This is a genomic window from Cellulomonas sp. URHD0024, assembly GCF_000426185.1.
Classification (GTDB): domain Bacteria; phylum Actinomycetota; class Actinomycetes; order Actinomycetales; family Cellulomonadaceae; genus Cellulomonas.
In genome coordinates this window covers 112,130-137,916 of the sequence record NZ_AUEW01000008.1, presented here as the reverse complement: position 1 = coordinate 137,916, position 25,787 = coordinate 112,130, and the positions used below count along the sequence as shown (strand labels likewise).

Sequence of the window (25,787 nt, the reverse complement as noted above, 5' to 3'; positions counted from 1 at the left end):
GCCCGCGCCCGCGTGCCGCCCGCCCCGCGCCCCGCGCCGCACGCCGCACGCCCGCGCCCGCGTGCCGCCCGCCCCGCGCCCCGCGCCGCACGCCGCACGCCCGCGCCCGCGCCCGTTCACCATCGGCCGAGAGCGCAGGGGCCAGTGTGTCAGTGGTCGATCGTACAGTTGTTCGAACGGCCCGATGGTCGGGGACTGCGTGTGGGGGAGGGGTGGGCGCTGTGGCTGACTGGTCCGAGCCCTGGCGCGACTCGGCGTTCCCCTCGTTCCCGGCTGCGTGCGGCAGTGTGGCGGAGCTGTCCGCGTTGCTGGAGGCCGTGGATCCGGCAGATGTGTCGGACGGGGATCTGGTCAACGGGGTCGCTGGATGGCAGCAGGTGCTGTGTGCGGTCCAGGCGGCTCAGGCGATCTGGCTGGCCGAGCTGGGCGCGCGGGCCTCGATGCCCGACGAGTGGGTGCCGGATCAGATCGCCTCGGAGCTGGCGGTCACACGTCGGTCCGCGCAGGACCTGTTCCTGCGTGCCTGCCTGGCGGCTGCGCGTCCTGCGCTCCGGGATGCCTGGGCCGCCGGAGCCGTCGATGCGCGCAAGGTGGACGTGATCCTGAAGGAGATCGCCTACCTCAACGCCGACGCGCCGCTGGTCGAGCCCGTGGTTCTCGCGGACGCGGTCGCGCACGCGCCCAGATTGACGGCACCGCAGTTGGCGCAGCACGTGCGCAAGCAGGTCCTGCTCGCGGACGCAGGTGCCGCGGAACGACGGCGGGTCACCACGGTTCAGGACCGGTGCGTGACGCTGACGCCGTCGGTGGACGGGGTCGCGTGGATCAATGCCCTGCTCCCTGCCCAGGACGCCGTGGCGGTGTTCACCGCGGTGGACGCGCTGGCGCGCACGGCCCGGGTGCGCGGTGACCAGCGGACCGCGGACCAGCGGCGTGCGGACGCGTTCACTGAGGTCTTCGTCGGGATGCTGCAGCGGCAGGCGACACCGGACGGTTCCCCGCTACCCCGACGCCATGGACAAGCGGTGACGGTCAACGTCACGGTCGCGGCATCGACTCTGCTCGGGCTCGACGAGCGCCCGGGCTGGTTGGACTCGTACGGGCCGATCACCGCACCGCTGGCTCGCGAGCTCGCGCAGGACGGAACCTGGCGCCGGCTGTTGACGGACCCGGCGACCGGACTGGTCTGCGAGGGGGGGACCGTGACGTACCGGCCGGGCATCGACGTGACACGCACGGTCCTGGCGCGGGACGTCACCTGCACGTTCCCCGGGTGCCGCCAACCGGCTGCCCGGTGCGACCTCGACCACCGGGTCCCGTTCGACCCTGGTCGCTCGTCGCACGACCAGACCTGCGAAGCGAATCTGCACGCGCTGTGTCGACATCACCACCGGGCCAAGACCGCCAGACGCTGGAACGTCACCTACGACAGCACGAGCGGGATCTCCACCTGGACGTCCTGGCTCGGTTTCACCTACCGGCGAGATCCGTACCGAATGGTGGGGATTCCCGAAGTCACCGACCACGCACTCGACAGCCCGAGGGCCGCCGAGATCCCACCACCCGGACGGCCCGATGCTTCATCGCCGACGCCGGAACATCCTTCATCGACGACGCCGGAACGGCCGCCACCCAGCGATCCGCCGCCGGCTGGTCCGCTGTCCCGAGGCCGGCTGTCCGGAGGTGCGACGTCCGACGGCGCGACGTCCGGAGGTGCGACGTCCGACGGCGCGACGTCCGGCGGCGCGACGTCCGGAGGTGCGATGTCCGACGGCGCGACGTCCGGAGGTGCGACGTCCGGAGGTGCGATGTCCGACGGCGCGACGTCCGGAGGTGCGATGTCCGACGGCGCGACGTCCGACGGCGCGACGTCCGGAGGTGCGACGTCCGGAGGTGCGATGTCCGACGGTGCGACGTCCGGAGGTGCGATGTCCGACGGCGCGACGTCCGAAGGCTCGGCGTTCGACGCGCTCCCACCCTCTGTCGAAGCGTGGGGGCAGTTCGACGAGCCACCACCGTTCTGATCGCGCGAGGCGAGCCGCGTGGCCTGGGCCTGGGCCTGGGCCTGGGCCTGGGCCTTGGCCTCGGCTGGGCTGGGACCGGGTGTGGGTCTGGGTCCCGATCGGGCTGGGACCGGGTGTGGGTCTCGGTCGCGACAAGGCTAGGCCGGGTCGGATCGGGTCGACGCTGCGCGCGCATTGAAGCGACGAGCTCGCAGAGGCGTCGATAGGCTCGCCCCCGGTGCCCATCAGGAGCGCGCCCCTGCGCCCAAGGAGGAGAGATGTCGTTCCAGGCGTACCTCGACACCATCGAGGCGAAGACGGGACTCACCCCGCGGCAGCTCGTCGACATCGGCAAGGAGCGGGGGTACGACGACCCTGCGGTGAAAGCGACCGTCATCGTGGAGTGGCTCAAGGACGACTACGGCCTGGGCAGGGGTCACGCGATGGCGTTGGTGCACGTGATCAAGAACGGACCGACGATCAGTACCAAGCACGTCGGCACGGACGGGGTGCATCGCGACGAGTCGGAGCAGCTGTGGCTCGACGGCGCCGCGACGAACCCCGCGCGGCACTAGCCACGAGGTGCGCTGGGTCTTCGCTCTCGTGCCAGCGTGGGTGCTGACTCTCGCCGCTGGCGCCTATGCGACGGTCAAGCACTGCTATGAACGGGACGTCCTGACGCCCGGAGCGGACCTGAGCGCCGGTCCGGACGCGTACTGCGGGACGCTCCTCAGGGAGCAGGCCCCAGGCACGTTCGTGGTCGTGACGACCTTCTACGCGTGCGTGGCCGTGCTGTGGATCGGCATCGTCGTCGCGGCTCGGGCCCGTCGACGACGACGGTCGGTCGCACCTGCCTGACGGGCCCTGCCCACGCCGCTCGTTCACCGGTACGGTTGCGGCCGTGCCCGAACACGCGACCGGACCCGCGCGCCTGGTGCGTGCGTTCGTCGTCGCTCTGAGCAGCGTCGCTCTCGCGCTCGGCGCTCACGTGCTCGGCGGCGGGGCCGTCCCACCGGCGGTCGTCGTGGTGCCCCTCGTCGCCGTCGTGCTGGCGGCCGGGGTGCCGTTCGGCGGTCGTCGGATCGGTGCGCCGGCCGCGGTCGCGCTGCTGGGCGTCGGGCAGCTGGGTCTCCACCACGCGTTCGGGGCGCTGAGCGGCATGGGCTGCGTACCGGCACAGGAGATGACCGGCCACGTGCACACCGTCCAGGTTGCGTGCGCTGCGGTCCCACCGCAGCTGCCCGGCGCCGGCGGGTCCGCGATGCTCTGGGTGCACGTCGTCGCGACGCTTGTCACCGCACTGCTGATCGCGGGTACGGAGCGCGCGCTCGCGTGGGTCGGTACGTGGCTCCGACCGTTGATCGCCCTGCTGGCGCCTGTCCCACTGCCGACGCTGGCATGTCTTCCGGTCATGGTCGAGATGCCGCATGCGGTGGGGCGACGCGATGCCGGCGTCGTCCCGCTGCGCGGGCCACCGGTCTGCCCTGCGCACGTCACGCTGGCGGCCTGAGCTCCTCAGGCGGCGGCGGGGCGTGCGCATGCGCACCCCGTCGACCACCCCAGCCAGGAGCTCCTCATGCCATCGATCCGCCGTCGTACCCGCATCGCGACCGTCGCCGTCGCTGCCCTCGCACTCGTCGTGCTCACTGCGGCAGCCGCGTCCGCGCACGTCCACGTCGACCCCGACGAGACCGCGGCAGGTGAGTTCACCGTTCTGACGGTCCGCGTCCCCAACGAGTCGGCCACGGCCGAGACCCGTCAGGTCGTCGTCGACCTGCCGACCGACCACCCGCTGCTCTCCGTGTCGACCAAGCCGATCCCGGGCTGGACGGCGGCGGTCGTCAAGGCGCCGCTGCCCGAGCCCGTCGACTTCTTCGGCACCACGCTGACCGAGGCCCCCGCGACGGTGACCTGGACGGCGACGGCCGGCAGTGAGATCGCCGACGGGCAGTTCCAGGAGTTCGAGATCTCGGTGGGCCCACTTCCCGACGATGGCACCGAGCTGGCGTTCCCGACGCACCAGGTGTACACCGACGGAACGGTGGTCGACTGGACGGAGCCGACGCCGGACAGCGGCGAGGAGCCCGAGCACCCACTCCCGACCTTCACGACGACGGCCGCCGACGGCGAGGGCCACGACCACGCGGCGCCGGCCGGCGCCGAGGCGACCCCGACGGTCTCGGCGGCTGCGACAGCGACCCCGACCGCCTCCGAGCAGGAGGACCAGCCCGACACGATCGCCCGCACGCTCGCGGTCGTCGCCCTGGCTCTCGGCGGTGCGGCGCTCGTCGTCGCGCTGGCCGCTCGCGGCCGGCGGGCGGGCGCCTGATGGGGATGCGGGAGCGTCCCGGTCCGCGCGCTGCCGGGATCTGCGGGCTGTTCCTCGTCGGGCTGGTGGTCGCGGGCGTGATCGGTGCACCGGCGGCCCAGGCCCACGACGTGCTGCGCAGCACCGACCCGGCCGACGGTTCGACGGTCGCTGTCGCGCCGAACCACGTGACCCTGACGTTCGACGAGCCGGCCCTGGCGATGGGCACAGAGATCGAGGTGCGCTCTCCTGACGGCACCGTCGTGAGCGACGGACCACCCCGGCTGGTCGACAGCACGGTGACCGAGAACCTCACGGGCGAGCTGCCCGCGGGCGCCTACTCGGTCACGTACCGGGTCACGTCGGCCGATGGCCACCCGATCGTCGGTGAGCTCTCGTTCACGGCGACGGGTGCGACGACGATCGGCGGCTCGCCGGCGTCGTCCCCGAGCCCGGTGTCGTCCCCGAGCCCGGTGTCGTCCCCGAGCCCGGTGTCGTCCCCGAGCCCGGCTGCCTCGGGCTCGGGTACCGGGTCGAGTGGTCCGGTGGTCGTGCTGGTCGTCATCGCGGCCGTCGCGACGTCCTGGTTGCTCTGGCGCCGACGTCGACCGCGGGACGTGCCGGCGGACGAGTGAGGCAGGCCAGCCGGGTCAGCCGGGTCAGCCGAGGAAGAGCTGCCCGCAGAGCTGACCCTTCGGACCGAGCGTGCACCCGACGCCGATCTCGGTGTAGGCCGGGTTGAGGATGTTGTCGCGGTGACCGGGCGAGTCCATCCAGCCCTGGACGGCCGCCGCAGCGTCGCTGTAACCCAGGATGATGTTCTCGCCCATCGTGTGCGGCATCCCGCAGGCGGCGATCACCGGGTCGAGCGGGTCGTGCTCGAACCGGTCCTCGGCTACCAGGACCGCCGTGCGGTAGTTCGACTGGCCGGTGAGGCACTGGCTCTTGGTCAGCGGGTCGAGGCCGGCGTTGGTGCGCTCGATGTTCGTCAGCCGGACGATCTCGTCGGTCAGGGCCGTCTGCGGCGGAGGGACCACGAGGGGTGGCTTGGCGGCCGGTGAGGGTGCAGCCGGCGGAGGCGTGGTCGGCGTCGGAGCAGCTCGCGCCGGGGCTGCGGGTGCGGCCGCCGCAACCGGCGGGGCAGCGGCGCTCGACCTCGGCGTCGAGCTGTTGCTCGGCCTCGGTCTCGGGCGCGGCTTGGCGGTCGGCGCGGCGGTCGAGCCCGCGGCGGGCGCGGTCGCGAGTGCCGTGGCCGCGCCCGGACCGGGGGACGCCTGGTCGTCGGGGGACGGCGTGTCCGTCGAGAAGCCGAGCTCGTCGGGCGGGACCTTCTCGTGTGACTTCGCGGCGTTCGACGAGTCGGCCTGGGTCGGCGCGCCGCCACGCTGCACCCAGGCGACCGGCACCGTGACCAGGGCGAGGGCCAACGTGCACAGCGCGACGATGCGTGTGACGTCCCAGAACCTCGAGGCGACGGCCCGGCTGTGCTGGGGACCGGGCAGCGATGCGGTCGGGTCGTGCGCAGAGCGCACCCGCGAGGGCGCAACCGCTCCTGGTGTCTGCGGTTCGTCTGGAGGGGACGAAAGGGACATCTCGGGAACCTATCGGCTCCACGGGGTCTAGCGGGAGTCCGTCCTGGGTTCTGGACGCGAAGCGAACAGGTTCAGACCGAGCGCGCCGGACAGGAATCGGGTGGCCAACCCGCCTCTGACGCTGTTCCCGGCGGCGTCGAGACGAGGCGAGAACGTGGCGAGGGAGCCCTTCCCGGGCACCACGGTGACGATGCCCCCGGACACGCCGCTCTTGCCCGGCAGCCCGATGCTGAACAGCCACTCGCCCGAGCGTTCGTACAGCCCGCTCGTGGCCAGCGCAGCGAGCACGTACCGGCACACCGCCGGGTCCACCACACGTTCGCCGGTGATCGGGTTGACGCCGCCGTCCGCCAGTGTGGCGCCCATGACGGCGAGGTCCTTGGCGGAGACCCGCAGCGAGCACTGCCGCGTGTAGACGTCGGTCACCTCGAGCGGGTCGTGCACGATGCGACCGTAGCTCTCCAGCAGGCGCGCGATCGCCTGGTTGCGACGGTTGTGCGCCGCCTCGGAGGCGTACACCTTGTCGTCGAGCACGAGGGGGTGGCCCGCGAACGCGGACAACCCGGCGTGCACGAACGCCCACTTCTCGTCGGCGGTCTCCCCCAGCGCCAAGCTCGTCGTCGTCAGGGCACCCGCGTTGACCAGCGGGTTCATCGGGCTGCCACCGTTGAGCTCGAGCGCCATCACGGAGTTGAACGGCAGGCCGGTGTTGTTCACACCGACGGCGTCGAGCACGCTCTCGGGTCCGAGGGCGTCGCAGACGAGCGCGAAGACGAACGCCTTGGAGACGGACTGGATCGAGAACTCGTGCAGCGCGTCACCGACGCTGTGGGAGGCGCCGGCGACCGAGACGATGCTCAGACCGAAGAGTTCCGGGTCGGCCTGCGCGAGCACCGGGATGTAGTCGGCGACCTCGCCGTCGTCGACCCCGGCATACCGGTCGTACGCCTCCTGCATGAGCTGCTCGACCAGCTCGCGGCGCGGCAGCGTGCCGGTGGAGACAACGTCCGGGTGCACGTCCTCGCTGGTCATGTGCCTATATCAGCACAGGTCAGCGTGCCACAGGGGCGCGTGCGAGGAGTCCATCCGGTGAACGACGGCGTGGAACGGCGGTCAGGGGCGTCGGTGGGGGGCGTCCGTGCGGGGAGTCCGTGTGCGCGTCCGTGCGCCGAGGACTCGTGCCGGATGGCTGAACCGCCGCCGTTCGCGGACGCGCCGGGACGGCTGTGTCATGCCTGCCGCATCCTCGCCGCGGCACTCGGACGGTACGGCCTCGCGGCCTTTCGTCGCGTGGGCCGTCTATCCGCTGCGTGGCGGTCGTCGTGTACGTCGTCCGGCTCCTCGTCGCCGTGGTCACCGGGCAGGAGACGGGAGGCTGGGGCCCGGCCGCGCGCGCGGCCTGGGCAGTACGGGTTGTCGGTGGTTCCGCCTAGCGTTCGAGCATGGCCGTCGTCGAGGTTCCCGTGCGTGGTCGGTTCGACCTGGCTCAGAGCATCACCTTCGGGTTCGGGGGGCGCGACGCCGGCGACGGGTCGGTGATGCGGCTCGCCTTCTGCCTGGACGGGTACACCGAACAGGTCGCGGCAGCCGTCACCCAACCGTCCCCGCAGGTGCTCGGCGTCGAGGTGCAGGGCGAGGCCGACCCGCAGCGCGTGGCCGACCACGTCGCCCGCGTGCTCTCGGTGGACGTCGACGCGACGGGGTACGACGACCTCGGCGAACGCGACCCGGTCGTCGGCGCGGCCCAGCGCGCACGGCCCGGTCTGCGCCCGCCGCTGTTCTACTCGGCCTACGAGGCACTGCTCTGGTCGGTCCTGTCCGCGCGCCGGCCGCAGCGGCAGATGGCGGCGGTGCGGGACCAGCTCGCGCGAGCGCACGGCCGGACCTTCACCGTGGCCGACGAGGCCATGGCCGCTGTCCCGCTCCCCGCGCAGCTGCTCGCTGTGCACGAGTTCGGCGCCGTCCCGGAGATCAAGCTGCACCGGATGCACGCCATCGCGCGAGCGGCGCTCGACGGTCTGCTCGACACCGCGACGCTCCGCGACCAGGACCCCGACCAGACCCGCGAGCAGCTGCAGACGTTCGAGGGGATCGGGCCGTTCTACGCGGAGCTGGTCCTGGTCAGGGCGCTCGGCCATACCGACGTGCTGCCGGTGAACGAGCCGATGGTCCGCGGCGCGGCAGCGCTCGCGCTCGGCGAGGCGCAGCCGCTCGAACCGGATCGTTTGGCCCAGGTCGCAGAGGCGTGGCGGCCGTGGCGCACCTGGGTCGGGGTAGCGCTCCGGGCGACGGCCGGGCACTAGCTCGTCGACTGCGCCCGCGGCCCTTCATCGGTTGTGGCTGATTCGATCGTGGACCGGTCGGCTGCGGTCGGGTCGGTTGCCGTCGGGTCGGTTGTGCCCGGGTCGGTTGCCGTCGGGTCGGTTGTGGTCGAGTCGGTTGCCGTCGAGTCGGTTGTGGTCGGGTCGGTTGTGGTCGGGTCGGATGCTCCCCAGTTGGCGCTGCCGCCGTCCGTGATGGGGCCGAACCCGAGGCGTGCGCGTTCGGAGGCCATGACGGCCCGGACCAGCTGCGCCTCGGTGACGTCGACCGCGCGGACGCTTCCGGCAGCGAGGCTCGACTCGCGCACGAACTGGTCGAAGAGCTCGCGTTTGCCGGTCAAGATCTCGGTGATCCGCTCGTCGACCCCGCCCTCAGCCAGCAACCGGTGGGCGCGCACGCTGCGCACCTGGCCCATGCGGTGCAGCCGCGCGAACGCCTGCGCCTCGGCGGACGGCGTCAGCTGCGGCTCGCAGAGCACCGCCACGCTCGCGGCCTGCAGGTTCAGCCCGACCCCACCGACGCTCACCTGGGCGACCAGGACGGCGTTGGTGTCGGCCGCCGAGAAGTCGTCGATGATCGCCTGCCGGTCGTCGGGCGTCACGTCGCCGGTGAGCGGGCCGTACACCGGACGGGTCGCCAGGGCGTGGACCACGGTGTCGATGACGTCGCGGAAGTAGGAGAACACGACCGTGCGGCGCCCGTTGAGCGCGGCGTCGTCGACGATCTCCAGGAGCCGCTCCAGCTTGGTGGAGCCGGGTCCGACGAAAGCCGCCCGCCGCATGGCCATGAGGCTGCCGTTCGCGACGGCGGAGCGGTAGACCGCCTCACCCGCCGGTGAGAGCTCCTCCCACTCGTCGACCACCACGAGCTCCGGCAGCTCGACCAGCACGTCCTGCGCGTTGCGTCGGAGGTACACCGGTGAGACGGACTGCCGGAACACGTCGGCGCCCACGAGTCCGAGGTGGGGCGGCAGCATCCCGGCGAGCTCGGGCTGCAGCAGCCGCACGAGGGCCAGGAAGTCCTCGAGCTCGTTGTCCATCGGGGTGCCCGTCAGGAAGGCCACGCGCGAGACCTCCGAGGTCCACCGCTCGACCAGGCGGGAGCGATGGGCCGTCGGGTTCTTCACGTAGTGCGCCTCGTCGACCACCAGCAGCCCGACGGGAGACGCCGGCACGTGCGCCAGCCCTTCGTACGTGGTGACGCCGACGCCGCCGGACTCGAGCCACGCCTCGATCGCCGCCTCACGGTCGGGACCGTGCAACCGGTGGGGCACGAGCGCGCTGTGGGAGGCGATCTCCCGGAGCCAGTTGACCAGCACGCTCGCCGGGCAGACGACCAGGAACCGGCGCTGCCCGTCGGCGGCCAACGTCGACATCGCTGCCAACGCCTGCATGGTCTTGCCGAGGCCCATCTCGTCACCCAGCAGGGCACGCCCCTGACGGAGCAGGAAGCGCGCCCCGAAGGCCTGGTACCCGCGCAGCTCGACGCGCAAGCAGGTCAGGTCGAGCGGCTGCGCGGCGACGAGGTCGGCGAGCTCGGTGGTGAGCAGGCCGCGCGCGGCGAGCCCGCGGTCGCCGCTCGGGACGATGACCTCGAGCGTGGCGTAGTACGTCGGGCTGTACTGCTCGAAGTCGTCCCAGAGCGCGTCGGTCGTCGGGTCGGGCTGGCGCGACGCGTCGAGCAGGCTCGCGACGACGGCCGGCAGGTCGGCCAACCGGTTCTCCCAGCCCAAGAGGGCGGCGAGCGCGGCCCGGGCGCGGACCTTGGTGCGGTGCCGCGAGAGGGCCAGGCGGAACGGGTGGGTGTTGCGCCGCGCGTCCGGGAGCTGGTCGTGGATCGACGACGCGTACTCGACCAGTCGTGGCCGCTGTGGCTCGACGAGCGGTCGCAGGCGGCGGAGGCGGTGCAGGAGGCGAAGGAGCTCGACGTCCGGGCCGTCGGCGCGGCGAGCCGGATCAGGCGAGATCCGGACGGAGGTGCTGGTCCGGACGGTGTCCGACAGCTGCGCGATCGCGGCCACGACGCTGCGTGCCGTCTGCAGCCCGACCCCGGGCACCGCGTCGAGGTCTTCGGGCGTCCGGCCCAGGAGGTCGGCCGCGGTCGCGTAGCCGGCGGCCGCGAGCGCACGCAGCCGCAGGTTCTTGTCCGTGAGCTCGCCGAGCCGATCCACGCCGACCAGGGAGAGCTCGTCGCGCACGCGCTCGTCGCGACGCTGCTCGACGAGGGCGGTGACCGCGGCGACGGCGTCGTCGACGACTCGGAGCACGGTGCTCGCGTCGCCGGCCAGCACGCTGTGCTTCGTGACGAGGGCGAGGGCGTCGGTCAGCGTCGAGCCGCCGAACCGCGCAGCGAGGGCGTCTGTCACAGCTGCCCGCCGGATCGGGGAGCGGGGACGGCCCGCGTCACGGGGTCGCCGGGAAGGCTCGTCGGGACACGAGGACGACGACCAGGCCGACGGCGATGATCGCCGCGCCCAGGTACGGCAGCCACGCCAGACCGGGGCCGGCGAGCACCAGCGCACCCAGTGCTGCGCCGCCGCCGATCCCGATGTTCGCGGTGCTGTTCACCAGCGCGCCGATGACGTCCGGCGACGCGCCACGCGTCCGGATCGCTGCCGTCTGGAACACGGACGCGACCGCGCCGAACCCTGCCGACCAGACCGCTGCGGCAGCGAGGACCCCGGCGAGCGACGGGAACACGGCGCCGAGCGCGAGCAGGCCGAGCGCGACCGAGAGCAGGACGAGGATCGTCGACCGGCGCGGCCGCTTGTCCAGCGCGGCGACGGCGTACGCGGTGCCGATCAGCCCGAGGGCGCCGAGGCCGAGCAGCACCGGTCCGACGGCCACCTCCTGCAGACCGGCGGCGAGCAGCAGGACGGCGACGTAGGTGTAGACGGTGTACTGCCCGAGGTAGGTCAGCGAGTTGGTCGCGGACACGACGGCGAGCCGGGTGCGGTTCACGGTGCGAGCCTCGTCGGCGACCGGCGCTCCGCCACCGGCGACCGCAGGCAGGAACAGGGAGACCAGCACGACCGCCACCGCACAGGCCCCACCGAGGACCGCGAACGCGGCCCGCCAGCCGACGGCTGCACCGAGCGCGGTGGTCAGCGGCACGCCGAGGACGAACCCCGCGGACGCCCCGGCGGTGACCAGGGCCAGCGCGCGACCCGTGACCTGCGGGGTGACCAGCCGCGACGCGTACCCGATCGCGACGGAGAAGAAGATCGCATGGGCGACCCCGCCGAGGGCACGCGCACCGGCGACGACACCGAACGACGGCGCGACCGCGACGAGCGCGTTGCTCAGCGTGTAGGCCACGAGGGTGCCGAGCAGCAGGCCCTTGCGCGGCAGCCTCCGCGTGACCAGCACGAGGGGGACGGCGAGCGTGGCGACCATGAACGCGTAGACGGTCAGCAGCAGACCGGCGATCGACTCGGTGACGGCGAGGTCGTCGCTCATCTGCGGCAGGAGCCCGACGGGGACGAGCTCCGTGGTGATGGCGACGAAGGTGGCGAGCGCGAGGGCGACGATGCCGCCGGCCGCGTCGCGGACCGTGCCGGGCTGCCAGAGGTGGTCGCTCGTCACCGTCGCATGCTCGCACGAGCGTCGGACAGAGCGAGGAAGATCCCCCGTCGCGGTCCGGACATCTTGTATCTTGCGAGCGACCTGTCCGCATCCCGCGAAGGAGCGCGCCCGATGGCTTCGCCTCTGGGCCTCGCGCCCGCCACACGCACGCTGATCACCCTCGCCGCGTTCGTCGTGACCCTCGCCGGACTGCACGCGGCCGGCGGCTTCCTGGCGCCGATCATCCTCGCCGCGGTGCTGGTCATCATCTGCCACCCGATCCGCATCCCCCTGGAGCGGCGCGGTTGGAAGCCGTGGATGGCCACGACCGCCGTGATCGTCCTCGTCTACCTGATCCTCGCGGTCCTCGTCGCGATGCTCGTGTTCGCCGGCATCCGGTTCGCGGACCTGATCGGCGACTACAAGGACGACCTGCAGAAGTCGTTGGCCGACGTCACCACGTGGCTCGCCTCGATCGGTGTCGACGAGGACACGGCGAGCTCGATCACGAAGGAGATCAACCCGACGCAGGTCGTCAACGCGGCGGCCTCGGTCGCGAGCACCGCGCTGAGCATCGCCGGGTCGTTCTTCTTCGTCCTCGCGTACGTGATCTTCATGGGCGTCGACGCCGCCCGGTACGACCGCGGACGCCCGGCGTTCACCCCGACCAAGTCCGACATCCTCGAGCGGGCCACGATCTTCAACCGCGGCGTGCGCAGCTACTTCGTCGTCAGCGCGACCTTCGGTGCCATCGTCGCCGTCATCGACGGCGTTGCGCTCTACCTTCTCGGCGTCCCGGCCGCGGTCGTCTGGGCGATCCTCGCGTTCGTCACCAACTTCATCCCGAACATCGGCTTCGTCATCGGGCTCATCCCGCCGATGCTGCTCGCGTTCGTCGTGGGCGGCTGGCAGCTGGCGCTCGCGGTGCTGGTCGTCTACTGCCTGGTCAACGTCACGCTCCAGGTGATGGTGCAGCCGCGGTTCGTCTCCGACGCCGTGAACATCACGCTGACGCTCAGCTTCGTCTCGGTCGTCTTCTGGACGTTCATCATCGGCCCGCTGGGCGCGATCCTGGCCGTCCCGATGACTCTGCTGACTCGCGCGATGCTCCTGCAGAAGACCGGTTCGAACGCCTTCTACTTCTGGATCTCCGGCGAGACCGGGCCCAAGGAGCTGGCCAGTCCGGACGACGCGGTCCCGGACCCGGTCCCCGAGATCGCCGGCCCCGAGGACCGGCCCTCTGCCGCCGCCGAGGCGACCGCTTAGCGCGTGAGGAACGCCTCGATCCGGTCGAGGGCCCCGACCCAGGCGGTCGAGGCGAAGAAGTCGCGCACGTCGACGGACGGGAAGCCGCTCTGCACGACGGTCATCAGGGTGCCGCCGTCGACCGGCTCGAACGTGACGTCGATGTGCGTCGTCATCGTCAGCCCGTCGGGGCTGCTGCCGGCCGACTCGGTGACCAACCGCCCGACGCCGTCCGCGGTGGGCCGCTCGATCACGAGGAACGTCTGCGTCTCGCGGAAGAGGGTGTCGCGGTCAGGACCCCAGACGGCCGTCTGCTGCCCGCCGACGCGCAGATCGACCTCGATCTCGACGATGCCCGGCGTCGCGTCGAGGATCGAGAACCAGATCCGCTGCTTCTCGGCGTCGGTGTAGGCGTCGAAGACCCTGTCGGGCGTCGCGGGCAGGACGCGCGTCAGGCGCAGCTCGAGGGTGTCGTCGTCTGTCGTGGTACGCATGGTCGTCATGGGTCCGTGCCTTCCTGGGAGGTGCCGTTCTCGAGGGTGAAGTAGGCGTCCAGGCCGTCGAGACGACGCTCCCAGAGCCGCTGGTAGAACGTGATCCAGGCCATGGCGTCGTCCAGTCGCTCGGTGCCGAGGCGGCACTGCCGCGACCGGCCGACCTTCTCCGTGGCCACCAGACCGGCGTCCTCGAGCACCTGTACGTGCTTCTTCATGCCGGTCAGGCTCATCTGGTGCGGCTCCGCCAGCTCGCCGATCGTCGCGGGACCCGCGCCCAGCCGGACGAGGATGTCGCGACGAGTCGCGTCGGCGAGCGCGGAGTAGAGCCGGTCAAGTTGCTGAACCATGTGGTTCACCATACGACACTGAACCATTCGGTGCAACAAGAGCGGCGGCACGCGCCGGCGCTCGGGCTCGGACGTCCGGTGGCCGAGGCGTGCTTCCGCCGTCAGACTCGCCCGGTGACCTCCGAACCCTCCCCCCGACCTTCCGAGCCGCAGCGGTCCGCAGTGATCGTGAACCCCAACCGCGTCGAGGGTCTCGACGAGCTCCGCGCGACGGTCGACGAGCAGCTGACGGCCGCCGGGTGGCCCGCGCCGGTCTGGCACGAGACGACCGCCGAGGACCCCGGCACGGGCCAGGCCCGGCAGGCGGTCGAGGAAGGCGCCGAGGTGGTCTTCGTCGCCGGCGGTGACGGCACGGTGCGCGCCTGCATCGAAGGCCTGGTCGACACCGGGGTCGCCCTCGTGGTGCTCCCGGGCGGCACGGGGAACCTGCTCGCCGCCAATCTCGGCATCCCGACCGAGACGACCGACGGCGTGCGGGTCGCCCTCGAGGGTGGCCGGCGCACGGTCGACGTGGGCGAGGTGGACGGGCAGGTGTTCGCGGTGATGGCGGGCATGGGGCTGGACGCCGCGATGGTCGACGACGCCCCGACCGCGCTCAAGGCCAAGGTCGGAGCGCTGGCGTACGTGTACTCGGCGCTGCGCCACCTCGCCGACGACGAGATGCGGGTCGAGGTCCAGGTGGACGACCTCCCGGTGCTGCGGCGGCGTGCACGCAGCGTCCTCGTCGCCAATGTCGGTCGTCTGCAAGGTGGTGTGAACCTGCTGCCGGAGGCGGATCCGGAGAGCGGGCAGATGGAGGTGGCCGTGCTCGCCCCGCAGAACATCGGGCACTGGTTCCAGCTCGTCGCCGGCGTGCTGCGACGCCGGCGTCGCGTGCCGAACATGGAGAAGCTGCGCGGCTCGCGGATCGTGGTGACCACCGACCGCCGCCAGCCGCGTCAGCTCGACGGTGACGTGATCGACTCCTCCGACTCCCTGGAGGTCACGGTCCGCCCCGGTGCTCTGCTGGTGTGCGTCTACCAGCCGGAGGAGTCGCAGGACCTGGCGACGGGCTCGCCCTAGAACCTGGCGACCAGCACCGCCAGCTGCTCCGGGGTCAGGTCCAGGCCCATCTCGCGCAGGACGGCACCCAGCTCGTCGTCGGCGACCGTGGTGGTGGACTGCCGGCCGGCGGGGTCCTCGACCACCAGCTCGCGACCCGTGAGCAGGTGCGCGACGTGCTCGTCCTTGCGCTGCACGACGATCTGCGCCGTGAACCGGGAGTTCGGCGCGGTGGACGTGACCCAGTTGGCGGCGACGACGTCGACCAGGAACGTCTCCTCGGGCGGCAGGGTGTAGTGCGTGAACCAGTGGCCCGACCGCCGCTCGTGCAGCTGCCATCCACCGTCGGCGAGCAGGACCGTGCGGAACGTCCAGCCGCTGCCCTGGGTCGCCTCTGCGCCGTCGCGCAGCGGCACCGGGGAGAGCAGACCGCTGCCGTAGCCGGTGTCGGCCAGCCACCACTCGTCGTCGACGAGCGCCCAGACGGTCAGGTGCGAACGCGGGCGAGGAGTCACGGCCGGGTCGCCGATCCGAGCCAGCCGCCGTCGCACCCGGTAGCCGAGGCGTTCCAGGGCCGCCCCGAGCAGCAGCGCGTGCTCGTAGCAGTAGCCACCGCGTCGACCGTGGACGAGCTTGCGCTCGATGTCGAGCAGGTCGACGCTCACGCCCGCACCGAGGAGGACGTCGAGGTTCTCGAACGGGATCGTGGCGAGGTGGGCCCGATGGATCTCGTCGAGAGAACCGCCGCGGGGCAGACCGATGCGGTCGAGGTACGCGTCGAGGTCGAGCCGGCTGGCGCCCCAGTCGTCGGTCACCTGGCCTCCAGGGTCGTCGAAGGATCGGGCACGGTCCGCGTCGAACTCGTGGACAATGTGGGCCGGCCCAGGCGTGAGAGGAAGTCGTGACAGAGCTGTCGTACGAGGTGGTCGTGCGGATGCTGCGCACAGCCGGCTGCGTGTTCGCCGAGGACGAGGCGACCCTCCTGCTCGCCTCCGCGCAGTCCGCGGGCGAGCTGACCAGGATGGTCGAGCGGCGGGTGTCCGGAGAGCCGCTCGAGGTGGTCGTCGGGTGGGCGGAGTTCTGCGGGCTGCGGATCGAGATCGACCCCGGGGTGTTCGTCCCCCGCATGCGCACCGAGTTCCTGGTGGACGAGTCTGCCCGGCTCGTCGAGCTCGTGCGGCTCGTCCTGCCCTCCGACGAGCCGGTCGTGGTCCTCGACCTGTGCTGCGGTTCCGGCGCCCTCGGTGTCGCCTTGGCCGAGACCCTCGACACGGACGTCGAGCTGTACTCCGTCGACATCGATCCGGCGGCGGTCGAGTGCGCGCGCCGCAACACGGAGCCGGTCGGTGGGCTGGTGCTCCAAGGTGACCTCGACGCGCCGCTGCCGGAGCACCTGCGCGGGCGCGTCGAGGTGCTGCTGGCCAACGTGCCGTACGTGCCCAGCGGCGTGATCGGGAGCATGCCTGCCGAGGCCCGGCTGCACGAGCCGTGGGTGACGCTCGACGGCGGTCCCGACGGGCTCGACGTGCTGCGCCGCGTCGCCGCGCTCGCGCCCCGATGGCTCGCGCCTGGCGCCCACGTGCTCGTCGAGACGAGCGACGCGCAGGCCGAGGAGGCACGCGCGATCTTCGAGGCCGTGGGCCTCACCGCGCGGGTGGCCGTGGATGTCGACCGGGAGGCGACGGCGATCGTCGGGACCCTGGTCGCGGACTGAGCCGCGGGCGCGTGGGTACGCGGCCTCGTCGGGGTCCATCGGGTACGCCGACGAGCCGGGCGCGGTCGTGCGCTGCCGCGGACCCTCGCTCCCGGTGCCGGTCATGGTGTGCGCTCCGTCTCGCCGGTGCCCGCACCGGGCACGGGACCACTGTCGACCTCCGCCCCGGTGCCTCGCGCGGGCGCGGAACAGACGTCGAGGTCAGCGGCTCACCGCTACGCTACGCGAGGCGTAGGGGCCAGGGTGGGCAACGATGTCGGGGGCAGCGGCGATGGACTTCGGTTCGATGGCGGAGGCGACGGTGGGCACGGTGACACGCGTGCTCGCGGACGCCGCATCCAGCACCGGGATCGAGTCCGTGGCGAGCCTCGCTCTGCGCACCGGCGCACGGATCGCGAGCGCCGAGAGCCACGTGGTCGCCCGGCTCCTGCCGGCGTCGTCGCAACCCTGGTACGAGGTCGCGGCCACGATCGCGACCCTCGTCGCGGCGCTCGGGGCGATCGGCGCGATCGTCGTCGGGATCTTCACGATCCGGCAACGGGCCAGCTCGGACGCGCAGGCGCAGTGGTGGTCGCGGGTGCAGTGGGCCGTGGACCTGTCGTTCGACGAGGAACGGCACCGGCGGACCGTCGGGTTCGAGGCGCTCGTGCTCCTGGCGCGGTCGCGGCTGGCCGGCCCGGGAGACGTGGAGTTCCTGCGCGGGCTGACGCTCGAGCCGCTCACGGGTGTGCGGTCGCGGGGCGCGGGTCCGTTCGCGCTGGACGACTCACCCGACGGGCCGTCGCGCGTCACGAGCCAGACCCAGCACGTTGCGGTCGGGCGGGACGAGGTCGCGGCGGCTCGACTGCGTGTGGCGACCGACGTGGCCCTGGGTGCCGCGACCCCGCCGTGGATCCTCGAGGTCGCCGGCGCGTCGCACGCCTGAGGAACCCGCGGGGCGGCCGTGTCGAAGAACTTGGCCGCCCGTTCGACGTAGTGGTGAAGGCCTGGTCCCGGCACTAGCGTCGAGACGGCATCCACAGCGAAGGAGCTAGCCATGAAGGTCCTGGTCATGATCAAGGGTGACGGCGCGGACGAGGCCAAGGTCGCGCCCACGCAGGAGATGTTCGAGACCATGAACGCCTACAACGAGCAGCTGGTGAGTGCCGGGATCATGCTCGGCGGCGAGGGCCTCAAGCCGAGCTCACAGGGCGCGAAGGTGGTGTTCGAGCACGGCGAGACGTCGGTGGTGGACGGGCCGTTCACCGAGGCCAAGGAGATCGTCGCCGGCTACTGGATCTGGCAGGTCGGCTCGATGGACGAGGCGCTCGAGTGGGCGAAGCGCTGCCCCTCGACGCCCGGGATGCGATCCGTGCTCGAGGTGCGGCCGTTCTTCGAGATGGAGGACTTCGCGCAGGTCGTCTCGCCGGAGATCCTGGCCAAGGAGCAGGACATCATCGAGCGGTCCAGGTCCAACGCCTGAGCGACCGGGCGAGGAGTGGGGCGATGGCCGACGCGCGGCGCACCGTCGAGGTCGTGTGGCGCATCGAGTCGCCGCGGGTGATCGCCTCGCTCACCCGTCTGGTCAGGGACGTCGGCCTGGCCGAGGAGCTCGCCCAGGACGCCTTCGTCGCGGCGCTCGAGCAGTGGCCCACGCACGGCGTCCCGGACAAGCCCGGCGCCTGGCTGATGACCACCGCCCGGCGCCGGGCCATCGACGTGGTCCGGCGGGAGCGGAACCGTGACGCGAAGTACGCGGTCCTGGTGCGGGAGCTCACGGACGAGGTGCCGGCCGACGGGATCGTCGAGGACCCCGTCGGCGACGACCTGCTCAGCCTCGTCTTCCTGACCTGCCACCCGGTGCTGCCCAAGGAGTCCCGGATCGCGTTGACGCTGCGCCTCTTCGGCGGGCTGACCACCGACGAGATCGCCCGGGCCTACCTGACCCCGTCGCCGACGATCGGGCAGCGGATCTCCCGCGCCAAGCGCACGCTGGCCGAGGCGCACGTCCCGTTCGAGATCCCGCAGGCGGACGAGATGCCCTCGCGCATCGGCTCGGTGCTCGAGGTGGTCTACCTGATCTTCACGGAGGGGTACGCGGCAACCTCGGGCGACGACTGGGTGCGCCGCGACCTCGCCGACGAGGCGATGCGCCTGGGCCGCGTGCTCGCCGGGCTGCTGCCGCGTGAGCCCGAGGTGCACGGGCTGGTCGCGCTCATGGAGCTGCAGGCCTCGCGGTTCGACGCTCGCGGTGCCGGCACGCTGCTGCAGGACCAGGACCGCCGCTTCTGGGACCGCGCCCTGATCGAGCACGGTCTACGGGCACTGGAGGCCGCGATCGCCTTGCGTCGGCCGCTCGGTCCGTACACGGTGCAGGCCGCGATCGCGGCGTGCCACAGCCGTGCGCCGTCGTTCGAGAGCACCGACTGGGAGGCGGTCGTCGCGCTCTACGACGCGCTCGCCCAGCTGGCGCCGAGCCCCGTCGTCGGGCTCAACCGCGCCGTCGCGGTCCTGCACGCCGACGGCCCGCGGGCGGCCCTGGACGCCCTCGACGCGATCGCCGGGGACCCCCGGATGGCGCGGTACCACCTGTTCGGCGCCGTCCGTGCCGAGGTCCTTTCGCAGCTCGGCCGACCGGACGAAGCCGCCGCCGAGCTGGAGCGCGCCGCCGACCTGGCGCCGACGCAGCGCGAACGGAACCTGCTGCTCGAGCGGGCCGCTGCGGCGGTCGCGGACTAGGGCCGTGAACCGGTCACGAGCCCGGTGGAGGTTCCCGACGCACCTACGGCGGTGGCAGCGTCGGTCGGTGAGTGCGTGCGTCTGAACCGAGTTCGTTCGTTCCAACAGACGAACTCGGTTCGAACGCACGAACTCGAGGGCGCCGCCGACGGGGGCGGCTCAATCTGGTGGGGCTCGGCGCGAGAGCCGGGGCAGGATGAGCCCGTGATCGCGCCATTCGTCCTCCAGGGCCGCCACGTGCGGCTCGAGCCGCTCACCCCTGACCACGCGGACGCGCTCGCGGAGGCTGCGTCCGGGGAGCGCGGGAGCTTCGGGTACACCTGGGTTCCCGCGGGGCGCGACGACGCCGAGCGCTACGTGCGCGGCGCGCTCGAGCTGCCACGGTCGGTGCCGTTCGCCGTTCGGCGGATGGCCGACGATGCGGTCGTCGGCAGCACGCGCTTCCTGGACCTCGAGGTGTTCCAGACGCCCGCGCCCTGGCCTCCCGGGGTGGTCGGAGGCATCGAGCCGAGCGACGAGCGTCCGCCGTCGGTCGCCGAGATCGGCAGCACCTGGTACGCCGCGTCGGCGCAGCGGACGGCGGTCAACACCGAGACCAAGCTGCTGCTCCTCACGCACGCGTTCGAGGTCTGGAAGGTGCTGCGCGTGACGCTCAAGACCGATGCGCGCAACAGCGCGTCCCGCACGGCGATCGAGCGGATAGGCGGCCGGTTCGAGGGCGTCCGGCGCGCGCACACGGTCGCGACCGACGGCACGGTGCGCGACTCGGCGTACTACTCGATCGTCGCCTCCGAGTGGCCGCAGGTTCGCTCAGGTCTGGTGGGCCGGTTGGGGTGACGGGTTCAGAGCTCAGGTGAGGACGGCGGCGCGACGGGAGTCGAGGAACGTGCGTTCGGCGGCGTTCCCGGTGAGCGCGGCCGCCCGGGCGTAGGCGTCGGCGGCCTCGGCCCGGCGGGACAGCCGGCGCAGGAAGTCGGCGCGTACCGCGTGGAAGAGCGCGAACGACTGCAGCGGCAGGTCGTCGACGAGGCGGAGCCCCGCGGCCGGTCCCTCGACCTCCGCGACCGCGACCGCCCGGTTCAGCTCGACGACTGGGCTCGGCGCGATCGTCAGCAGCTGGTCGTAGAGCGCGACGACCTGCCACCACGGGGTGTCCGAGGTGGACTCAGCCGACGTGTGCACGGCCTGGATCGCCGCCTGCAGCTGGTACGGCCCGGGCTGGTTGCGGCGCAGGGACTCTCGGAGCAGGGCGAGCCCCTCGTCGATCATCGCGCGGTCCCACAACGACCGGTCCTGGTCGGCGAGCAGGACGAGCGTGGGGCGGGCAGCCCGGCGCGCGTCGACCAGGAGCATCAGGGCCAGCAGGCCGGCCGCCTCGGGCTCGTCGGGCATGAGCTCGACGAGGAGCCGACCGAGCCGGATGGCGTCCGTGCAGAGGTCGTCACGCACCACCGACGGCCCGCTGGACGCCTGGTGGCCCTCCGTGAACACCAGGTAGACCACCACGAGCACGGCGCGCAGCCGGTCAGGCAGGTCCGCGTCCGACGGCACGCGGTAGGGGATGTGCGCGTCGCGGATCTTGCCCTTGGCCCGCACCAGCCGCTGCTGCATCGTCGAGACCGGCACCAGGAAGGCGTGCGCGATCTGTTCGGTCGTCAGCCCGCCCACCATCCGCAGCGTCAGCGCCACCTGCGCCTCGGGCGAGAGCGCGGGGTGGCAGCACGTGAACACGAGCCGGAGCTGGTCGTCGCGCACCGGTCCCACCTCCACGTGCTCCTGGGCGAACAGCAACGCGGCCTGGGCGTGCCGGTCGTGGCGCGATGCCTCCCGCCGCAGCCGGTCGAGCGCCTTGCGCCGGGCGGTCGTGAGGATCCAGCCGGCGGGGCTCGGGGGCAGCCCTTCGCTCGGCCAGTGCCGGACCGCCGCGACGAACGCGTCCTGGACGGCCTCCTCGGCCACGTCCAGCGACCCGAACGCCCGGGTCAGCACCGCGACGGCGCGGCCGTGCTCCGTGCGGAACACGGCCGCGATGTCGTCGTCGGAGATCGTCATTCCCGGAACGGCCGGACCTCGATCGGGAGCGTCGTGGCCTGAGCCAGCTGGCCGCCCCAGGACATCGCCTCGTCGAGGTCGGGCACGTCGATGACGGTGAAGCCCCCGAGGTGCTCCTTGCCCTCGACGTACGGGCCGTCGGTGGTGAGCACCTGCCCGTCGTTCGCGCGCAGGACGGTCGCGGTGCTCGGGTTGTGCAGGCCACCCGAGAAGACCCAGACGCCGGCGTCGTGCATGGCGTCGTCGACGACACCGACCGCCTTCATGATCGGTTCCAGGAACTCGGGAGCGGGCATCGGGCCGTCGGGCTCGATCACGCTCAGCAGGTAGCGGGTCATGGCGTCCTCCTCGATGTGTGTCGCCGACCGTCGGCCAGCGTCTCACCCTCTGTACGGACGGAGGCCGTCCGGATCGACAGCGTCCTCAGGCAGACGGGATCACGCCGGCGGAACCCTGTCGAACGTGTCGGGGTCCGGGCCGGTGCGCTCGTCCCGGTTCAGCGCGTCGATGTCCGCCAGGTCCTCGTCGGACAGCTCGAAGTCGAAGAGGGCGAAGTTCTCCTCGACCCGCGAGCGTGTCACCGACTTCGGGAAGACGACGTGGCCGCGCTGCACGTGCCAGCGCAGCGTGACCTGGGCGACCGACCGGTCGTGGTCGCGGGCGATCCGCTGGAGCGTGGGGTCGTCGAGCACCGTGCCCTGGCCGATCGGCGACCAGGCCTCGATGACGATGCCGTGCTCGCGCCCGAAGGCCGCCAGCTCGCGCTGCGTCAGGTACGGGTGCACCTCGATCTGGTTGACGGCCGGAAGGATCGTCGTCTCCACCAGCAGCCGCCGCAGGTGGGGGAGCTGGAAGTTCGAGACGCCGATCGCCTTGGCCCGTCCCGAGCCGTAGATGTCCTCGAGGGCCTTCCAGGTGTCGACGAAGTCGCTCAGCATCGCCAGCGGCCAGTGGATGAGGAACAGGTCGACGTAGTCGGTGTCGAGCCGTTCCAGCGACCGCTCGAACGCCTCCACGGCCGCCTCCGGAGCGTGGGCACCGTTGTTCAGCTTGGTCGTGACGAACACGTCTTCGCGGGCCAGACCGGACTCCCGCAGCGCCTCGCCGACGCCGTCCTCGTTGCGGTAGCTCTGCGCCGTGTCGATGTGCCGGTAGCCCACGTCGAACGCCTGGAGCACCGCGTCCTTGGTGTCCTCGGGCGGGATCTGGAAGACGCCGAAGCCGAGCTGCGGGATCTCGACGCCGTTGTTCAGGGTGAGGTGCGGAACGGTGCTCATGCATCCATCACACCGCCGATGGGCGTCGCGTGCCTCTGGGTGACCACCCGAGCCGCGGGGCATACCGTGCCCCCATGTACACCGTTCCGGACCTGACAGGCCGCGCCGTCGTCGTCACCGGAGCGAACAGCGGAACCGGCCGGGAGGCCGCCGAACGCCTGGCCGCCGCGGGCGCCCACGTGGTGCTCGCCGTGCGCGACGCGGCGAAGGGGGAGCATGCGCTCGCGGAGATCCGGGGCGCCCACCCCGACGCCCGCGCCGAGGTCCGGCTGCTCGACCTCGCGTCGCTGGCGTCGGTCGCCACGTTCGCCGACGGGCTCGCGCGTGACCTGCCCCACCTTGATGTCCTGCTCAACAACGCCGGCGTCATGACGCCTCCGGTCCGCCTGGAGACCGACGACGGCTTCGAGCTGCAGCTGGGCACCAATTTCCTGGGCCCCCTCGCGCTCACCAACCGCCTGCTGCCGCTCCTGCTGGCGGCGCCGGCCCCGCGCGTCACGACGATGAGCAGCGGCATGGCGAACGTCGGGCGCATCCGGTTCGACGACCTGCAGTGGACCCGGCGCCGGTACAGCCCGTCGCGGTCGTACGCGCAGTCCAAGCTGGCCGACCTGCTGCTCGCTCGGCACCTGGCGCACGTGTCCGACCGCCGTGGCTGGCCCCTGATGAGCAACGCCGCACACCCGGGCTACACGCGGACCAACCTGCAGACCGCGGGAGCCTCCCTCGGGCGCGAAGGGGTGCACACGGCGTGGATCGCGACGCTGCCGCTGGTTCCGTCCCAGCTGCCCCCGCAGGGAGCCGAGCCGATGCTGGTCGGAGCGACCAGCCTGCAGGCCGCCCAGGGCGGGTACTACGGGCCGACGGGCCCCCTCGCGCTCGTCGGCCCGGCGGGACCTGCGCGGCTGAACCGCCGGATGCGCGACGACGAGACCGCCGCCCGCCTCTGGGGCGTGGCGCAGGAGCTGACGGAGACCACGCTCCCGTCCTGATCGTCCGATCGGCGGAATTGCCTCACTCGCAGGCGCCTGGTCTGCGAGGCTGTGCCCGCGCTGCGCCGGAAACGCGCGCGCACGACGAACATGAGGGTCGGATGACGTTCGCAGGGGAACGAAGCAGGGCGTTGCGAGGCGCCGCGGGGGCGTTGGCTGCGGCCGTCGGGCTGACGCTCGGGCTGGCGGCGTGCTCGGCGGATCCGCCGGGCCCGGAGGCGGCGAGCAAGGCGCTGGCGGCCGCGCTGTCGTCGGGGAAGTTCACCTCGGCGCCCTTGGCGCCCGCGGACGCGAGCACGGCCGCATCCCAGTGGGCCGCCGCGTACAAGGGTCTCGACCCGTGGAAGCCGACCGTCGCGGTCGCGTCCAGCACGGTCGACGCGAAGGACAAGGACGCCGCCACGGCGGTCCTGCGGTTCACGTGGGACGTGGACGCCAGCGACCAGGACTGGACCTACGAGACGCACGCGAGGCTGACCCGGGGCGACGACGACCTCTGGCGGGCCTCCTGGTCTCCGACGCTTCTCGCCCCCGACCTCAGTCCAGCCGAGGAGCTCCACGTCAAGCGGACGACGGCCCCACGGGCCGAGGTGCTCGGCGCAGGAGGCACGCCGATCGTGCAGCCGCGGCCCGTGAACCGCATCGGCATCGACAAGACCCACCTGACCGATCCTGCGGCGCAGGCCGCCTCGGCGCAGGCGCTCGCGACCCGGCTCGAGATGGATCCAGCCGCCTATGCGGCGAAGGTCGCCGCCGCCGGGGCGAAGGCCTTCGTCGAGGCGATCGTGGTGCGCGACGGGGACCCGGGGTACGACCTCGGCGAGCTGGGCGAGATCGCCGGCGTCAACATCGTCCCCGACACCATCCCGCTCGCACCGACCCGCTCGTTCGCGCGCCCGATCCTGGGGACGGTCGGCGACGCGACCGCGGAGATCATCGACCGGTCCGACGGCGCCATCGCGGCCGGTGACCTCACGGGCCTGTCCGGTCTCGAGCGGCAGTACGACGCGCAGCTGCGCGGGTTCCCCGGCCTGACCATCGACGCGTCGTCGCCGGACGGTGCCGCGGTGCGCGAGCTGTACAAGCAGGAGCCGGTGCCTGGTACACCGCTGCAGACGACGCTCGACCTCAACCTCCAGCAGGCCGCGGAGAACGTGCTGACCGGCGTGGTGCCCATCGAGGGCGTCCAGCCCGCCAGTGCCATCGTCGCCATCCGACCCTCGACCGGCGAGGTGCTCGCGGCGGCCAGCGGCGCCGGCGGCAAGAACCTGTCGACCGCCACGCTCGGCCAGTTCGCTCCGGGATCGACGTTCAAGGTGGCGAGCGCGCTCGCGCTGCTGCGGTCCGGGTTGACACCCGACTCGCCCGTCACCTGTCCCGAGACGGTGACGGTGGACGGTCGAGCGTTCCAGAACTTCCCGGGATATCCCGCCGACAAGCTCGGCACCGTGCCGCTGCGGACCGCGTTCGCCAACTCGTGCAACACGGCGTTCATCTCGGCCCGGGACTCGGCGACGCAGGACGCCCTCATCGACGCGGCCGGCTCGCTCGGGCTCGACCCCGACGCGTCGCTCGGGTTCCCCGCCTTCCTCGGTGCCGTGCCCGGTGACTCGGACGGGACCGACCACGCGGCCTCGATGATCGGTCAGGGCCGGGTGCTCGCCTCCCCGCTCGGGATGGCGACGGTCGCCGCGTCGGTGGCCAAGGGGTCGACCGTGGTGCCGCACCTCGTCGTGCCCGCCGACGGTGCGGCGGCGCCCGAACCCAGCGAGACGGAGACGGCGACAGCGACCCCGACGGGGCGACCCGCCGTGCCGCTGACCGCCGACGAGGCGGCGACCCTCCAGTCGCTCATGCGCAGCGTGGTGACCGAGGGCGGCGCGCCGTTCCTGCAGGATGTGCCCGGCGGCGACGTCGCTGCGAAGACCGGCACGGCGCAGTTCGGCGATGCCGGCAACCTCAAGAACCACGTGTGGATGATCGCGACCCAGGGTGACCTGGCCGTCGCGGTGTTCGTCGACGAGGGCGAGTACGGCTCGACGACTGCGGGTCCGCTGCTGAAGGCGTTCCTGGAGGCGGCGCAACCGCAGGGGTAATTGCTGGCGCCGCCCGACAC

At 72.3% G+C, this 25,787-nt stretch carries 27 protein-coding genes; 17 read left to right on the top strand and 10 right to left on the bottom strand.

Translation table 11 applies throughout. From position 1 onward, the window contains the following. The first annotated feature begins 221 nt into the window (after positions 1-221). From I847_RS25590 to I847_RS26695, 6 genes are all read left to right on the top strand, one after another. On the top strand, positions 222-2,024 hold the full coding sequence (locus tag I847_RS25590; protein ID WP_051274702.1) for an HNH endonuclease signature motif containing protein: 1,803 nt from the start codon (positions 222-224) through the stop codon (positions 2,022-2,024). Positions 2,025-2,281: 257 nt separating this feature from the next. Next, positions 2,282-2,578 (top strand): DUF4287 domain-containing protein, encoded by a 297-nt coding sequence (locus tag I847_RS0109720; RefSeq protein WP_028049540.1) that lies wholly within the window; start codon positions 2,282-2,284, stop codon positions 2,576-2,578. A gap of 7 nt (positions 2,579-2,585) precedes the next feature. Continuing rightward, positions 2,586-2,861, top strand: coding sequence for a hypothetical protein (locus tag I847_RS0109715; RefSeq protein WP_028049539.1), 276 nt, complete (start codon positions 2,586-2,588; stop codon positions 2,859-2,861). 43 nt (positions 2,862-2,904) lie between these two features. Then, positions 2,905-3,513, top strand: a complete 609-nt coding sequence (locus I847_RS22955) for a hypothetical protein (RefSeq protein WP_051274700.1) — start codon at positions 2,905-2,907, stop codon at positions 3,511-3,513. Between the two features lie 66 nt (positions 3,514-3,579). After that, entirely contained in the window at positions 3,580-4,332 is a 753-nt protein-coding gene (locus I847_RS0109705; RefSeq protein ID WP_028049538.1) for a YcnI family protein, read from the top strand. Positions 4,333-4,337: 5 nt separating this feature from the next. Next, positions 4,338-4,946, top strand: a complete 609-nt coding sequence (locus tag I847_RS26695; protein WP_051274698.1) for a copper resistance CopC family protein — start codon at positions 4,338-4,340, stop codon at positions 4,944-4,946. A gap of 24 nt (positions 4,947-4,970) precedes the next feature. Here the strand turns inward: I847_RS26695 and I847_RS25580 are convergent, their stop codons facing one another. After that, the gene (locus I847_RS25580; protein WP_155856088.1) at positions 4,971-5,903 is read right to left on the bottom strand and encodes a CAP domain-containing protein; all 933 of its coding nucleotides are present in this window, start codon (positions 5,901-5,903) and stop codon (positions 4,971-4,973) included. Positions 5,904-5,930: 27 nt separating this feature from the next. Next, positions 5,931-6,935 carry a glutaminase A gene (gene glsA, locus I847_RS0109690; protein ID WP_028049537.1) on the bottom strand — a complete coding sequence of 335 codons (1,005 nt, stop codon included), beginning with the start codon at positions 6,933-6,935 and terminating at the stop codon, positions 5,931-5,933. Between the two features lie 278 nt (positions 6,936-7,213). Here glsA and I847_RS27560 point away from each other — a divergent pair, with 278 nt between their 5' ends. Further along, positions 7,214-7,336 carry a hypothetical protein gene (locus I847_RS27560; RefSeq protein WP_255346373.1) on the top strand — a complete coding sequence of 41 codons (123 nt, stop codon included), beginning with the start codon at positions 7,214-7,216 and terminating at the stop codon, positions 7,334-7,336. Between the two features lie 9 nt (positions 7,337-7,345). Then, complete coding sequence (locus I847_RS22940) at positions 7,346-8,206, top strand: DNA-3-methyladenine glycosylase (protein WP_034609741.1); 861 nt, start codon at positions 7,346-7,348, stop codon at positions 8,204-8,206. Here I847_RS22940 and I847_RS22935 read toward each other — a convergent pair. Both I847_RS22935 and I847_RS0109670 read right to left on the bottom strand, forming a co-directional pair. Further along, on the bottom strand, positions 8,203-10,590 hold the full coding sequence (locus tag I847_RS22935) for a DEAD/DEAH box helicase (protein WP_051274694.1): 2,388 nt from the start codon (positions 10,588-10,590) through the stop codon (positions 8,203-8,205). The genes I847_RS22940 and I847_RS22935 overlap by 4 nt on opposite strands. Positions 10,591-10,627: 37 nt before the next feature. After that, the gene (locus I847_RS0109670; RefSeq protein ID WP_028049536.1) at positions 10,628-11,809 is read right to left on the bottom strand and encodes an MFS transporter; all 1,182 of its coding nucleotides are present in this window, start codon (positions 11,807-11,809) and stop codon (positions 10,628-10,630) included. Between the two features lie 111 nt (positions 11,810-11,920). Between I847_RS0109670 and I847_RS22930 the strand changes: the two genes are divergently transcribed. Next, on the top strand, positions 11,921-13,054 hold the full coding sequence (locus I847_RS22930; RefSeq protein ID WP_081680715.1) for an AI-2E family transporter: 1,134 nt from the start codon (positions 11,921-11,923) through the stop codon (positions 13,052-13,054). Here the strand turns inward: I847_RS22930 and I847_RS0109660 are convergent. Then, positions 13,051-13,527 (bottom strand): SRPBCC domain-containing protein, encoded by a 477-nt coding sequence (locus I847_RS0109660; protein ID WP_034609847.1) that lies wholly within the window; start codon positions 13,525-13,527, stop codon positions 13,051-13,053. The two genes, I847_RS22930 and I847_RS0109660, sit on opposite strands and share 4 nt — an antisense overlap. 5 nt (positions 13,528-13,532) lie before the next feature. Next, positions 13,533-13,877, bottom strand: coding sequence for a helix-turn-helix transcriptional regulator (locus tag I847_RS0109655; protein ID WP_028049534.1), 345 nt, complete (start codon positions 13,875-13,877; stop codon positions 13,533-13,535). A gap of 114 nt (positions 13,878-13,991) precedes the next feature. Between I847_RS0109655 and I847_RS22925 the strand changes: the two genes are divergently transcribed. Further along, positions 13,992-14,939 carry a diacylglycerol kinase family protein gene (locus I847_RS22925; RefSeq protein ID WP_034609843.1) on the top strand — a complete coding sequence of 316 codons (948 nt, stop codon included), beginning with the start codon at positions 13,992-13,994 and terminating at the stop codon, positions 14,937-14,939. Here the strand turns inward: I847_RS22925 and I847_RS0109645 are convergent. Further along, complete coding sequence (locus I847_RS0109645) at positions 14,936-15,733, bottom strand: arylamine N-acetyltransferase (RefSeq protein WP_028049533.1); 798 nt, start codon at positions 15,731-15,733, stop codon at positions 14,936-14,938. The genes I847_RS22925 and I847_RS0109645 overlap by 4 nt on opposite strands. Positions 15,734-15,819: 86 nt before the next feature. Here I847_RS0109645 and I847_RS0109640 point away from each other — a divergent pair, with 86 nt between their 5' ends. The 5 genes from I847_RS0109640 to I847_RS0109620 all read left to right on the top strand — a co-directional run bounded on the left by I847_RS0109640 (position 15,820) and on the right by I847_RS0109620 (position 20,187). Further along, positions 15,820-16,632, top strand: a complete 813-nt coding sequence (locus I847_RS0109640) for a putative protein N(5)-glutamine methyltransferase (RefSeq protein ID WP_028049532.1) — start codon at positions 15,820-15,822, stop codon at positions 16,630-16,632. A gap of 253 nt (positions 16,633-16,885) precedes the next feature. Beyond that, a complete protein-coding gene (locus I847_RS0109635; RefSeq protein ID WP_155856087.1) occupies positions 16,886-17,557 on the top strand; it encodes a hypothetical protein in 672 nt (223 codons plus the stop codon). Between the two features lie 111 nt (positions 17,558-17,668). Further along, positions 17,669-18,094, top strand: coding sequence for a YciI family protein (locus I847_RS0109630; protein ID WP_028049530.1), 426 nt, complete (start codon positions 17,669-17,671; stop codon positions 18,092-18,094). 23 nt (positions 18,095-18,117) lie between these two features. Continuing rightward, a complete protein-coding gene (locus I847_RS0109625) occupies positions 18,118-19,350 on the top strand; it encodes an RNA polymerase sigma factor (RefSeq protein ID WP_028049529.1) in 1,233 nt (410 codons plus the stop codon). A gap of 204 nt (positions 19,351-19,554) precedes the next feature. Next, positions 19,555-20,187, top strand: coding sequence for a GNAT family N-acetyltransferase (locus I847_RS0109620; protein WP_028049528.1), 633 nt, complete (start codon positions 19,555-19,557; stop codon positions 20,185-20,187). Between the two features lie 12 nt (positions 20,188-20,199). Here I847_RS0109620 and I847_RS0109615 read toward each other — a convergent pair whose 3' ends face one another. From I847_RS0109615 to I847_RS0109605, 3 genes are all read right to left on the bottom strand, one after another. Continuing rightward, complete coding sequence (locus I847_RS0109615) at positions 20,200-21,402, bottom strand: RNA polymerase sigma factor (RefSeq protein WP_028049527.1); 1,203 nt, start codon at positions 21,400-21,402, stop codon at positions 20,200-20,202. Beyond that, positions 21,399-21,740 carry a YciI family protein gene (locus I847_RS0109610; RefSeq protein WP_028049526.1) on the bottom strand — a complete coding sequence of 114 codons (342 nt, stop codon included), beginning with the start codon at positions 21,738-21,740 and terminating at the stop codon, positions 21,399-21,401. The genes I847_RS0109615 and I847_RS0109610 overlap by 4 nt, the downstream gene beginning before the upstream one ends. A 99-nt stretch (positions 21,741-21,839) precedes the next feature. After that, on the bottom strand, positions 21,840-22,679 hold the full coding sequence (locus I847_RS0109605) for an aldo/keto reductase (RefSeq protein WP_028049525.1): 840 nt from the start codon (positions 22,677-22,679) through the stop codon (positions 21,840-21,842). Between the two features lie 74 nt (positions 22,680-22,753). On the opposite strand from I847_RS0109605, the gene I847_RS0109600 reads away from it, so the two are divergent. Both I847_RS0109600 and I847_RS0109595 read left to right on the top strand, forming a co-directional pair. After that, complete coding sequence (locus tag I847_RS0109600; protein WP_028049524.1) at positions 22,754-23,671, top strand: SDR family oxidoreductase; 918 nt, start codon at positions 22,754-22,756, stop codon at positions 23,669-23,671. Positions 23,672-23,772: 101 nt separating this feature from the next. Further along, entirely contained in the window at positions 23,773-25,767 is a 1,995-nt protein-coding gene (locus I847_RS0109595; RefSeq protein WP_081680713.1) for a penicillin-binding transpeptidase domain-containing protein, read from the top strand. The last annotated feature ends 20 nt before the right edge of the window (positions 25,768-25,787 follow it).

Excerpts from the sequence above, each read along its gene's own strand:
- I847_RS0109630 (WP_028049530.1), top strand. The coding sequence starts at position 17,669 with ATGAAGGTCCTGGTCATGATCAAGGGTGACGGCGCGGACGAGGCCAAG.
- I847_RS0109595 (WP_081680713.1), top strand. The coding sequence starts at position 23,773 with ATGACGTTCGCAGGGGAACGAAGCAGGGCGTTGCGAGGCGCCGCGGGG.
- I847_RS0109625 (WP_028049529.1), top strand. The coding sequence starts at position 18,118 with ATGGCCGACGCGCGGCGCACCGTCGAGGTCGTGTGGCGCATCGAGTCG.
- I847_RS0109605 (WP_028049525.1), bottom strand. The coding sequence starts at position 22,679 with ATGAGCACCGTTCCGCACCTCACCCTGAACAACGGCGTCGAGATCCCG.
- I847_RS0109610 (WP_028049526.1), bottom strand. The coding sequence starts at position 21,740 with ATGACCCGCTACCTGCTGAGCGTGATCGAGCCCGACGGCCCGATGCCC.
- I847_RS0109705 (WP_028049538.1), top strand. The coding sequence starts at position 3,580 with ATGCCATCGATCCGCCGTCGTACCCGCATCGCGACCGTCGCCGTCGCT.
- I847_RS22930 (WP_081680715.1), top strand. The coding sequence starts at position 11,921 with ATGGCTTCGCCTCTGGGCCTCGCGCCCGCCACACGCACGCTGATCACC.
- I847_RS0109615 (WP_028049527.1), bottom strand. The coding sequence starts at position 21,402 with ATGACGATCTCCGACGACGACATCGCGGCCGTGTTCCGCACGGAGCAC.
- I847_RS0109660 (WP_034609847.1), bottom strand. The coding sequence starts at position 13,527 with ATGCGTACCACGACAGACGACGACACCCTCGAGCTGCGCCTGACGCGC.
- I847_RS26695 (WP_051274698.1), top strand. The coding sequence starts at position 4,338 with ATGCGGGAGCGTCCCGGTCCGCGCGCTGCCGGGATCTGCGGGCTGTTC.
- I847_RS0109600 (WP_028049524.1), top strand. The coding sequence starts at position 22,754 with ATGTACACCGTTCCGGACCTGACAGGCCGCGCCGTCGTCGTCACCGGA.
- I847_RS0109635 (WP_155856087.1), top strand. The coding sequence starts at position 16,886 with ATGTCGGGGGCAGCGGCGATGGACTTCGGTTCGATGGCGGAGGCGACG.
- I847_RS25580 (WP_155856088.1), bottom strand. The coding sequence starts at position 5,903 with ATGTCCCTTTCGTCCCCTCCAGACGAACCGCAGACACCAGGAGCGGTT.
- I847_RS22940 (WP_034609741.1), top strand. The coding sequence starts at position 7,346 with ATGGCCGTCGTCGAGGTTCCCGTGCGTGGTCGGTTCGACCTGGCTCAG.
- I847_RS0109655 (WP_028049534.1), bottom strand. The coding sequence starts at position 13,877 with ATGGTTCAGCAACTTGACCGGCTCTACTCCGCGCTCGCCGACGCGACT.
- I847_RS0109720 (WP_028049540.1), top strand. The coding sequence starts at position 2,282 with ATGTCGTTCCAGGCGTACCTCGACACCATCGAGGCGAAGACGGGACTC.
- glsA (WP_028049537.1), bottom strand. The coding sequence starts at position 6,935 with ATGACCAGCGAGGACGTGCACCCGGACGTTGTCTCCACCGGCACGCTG.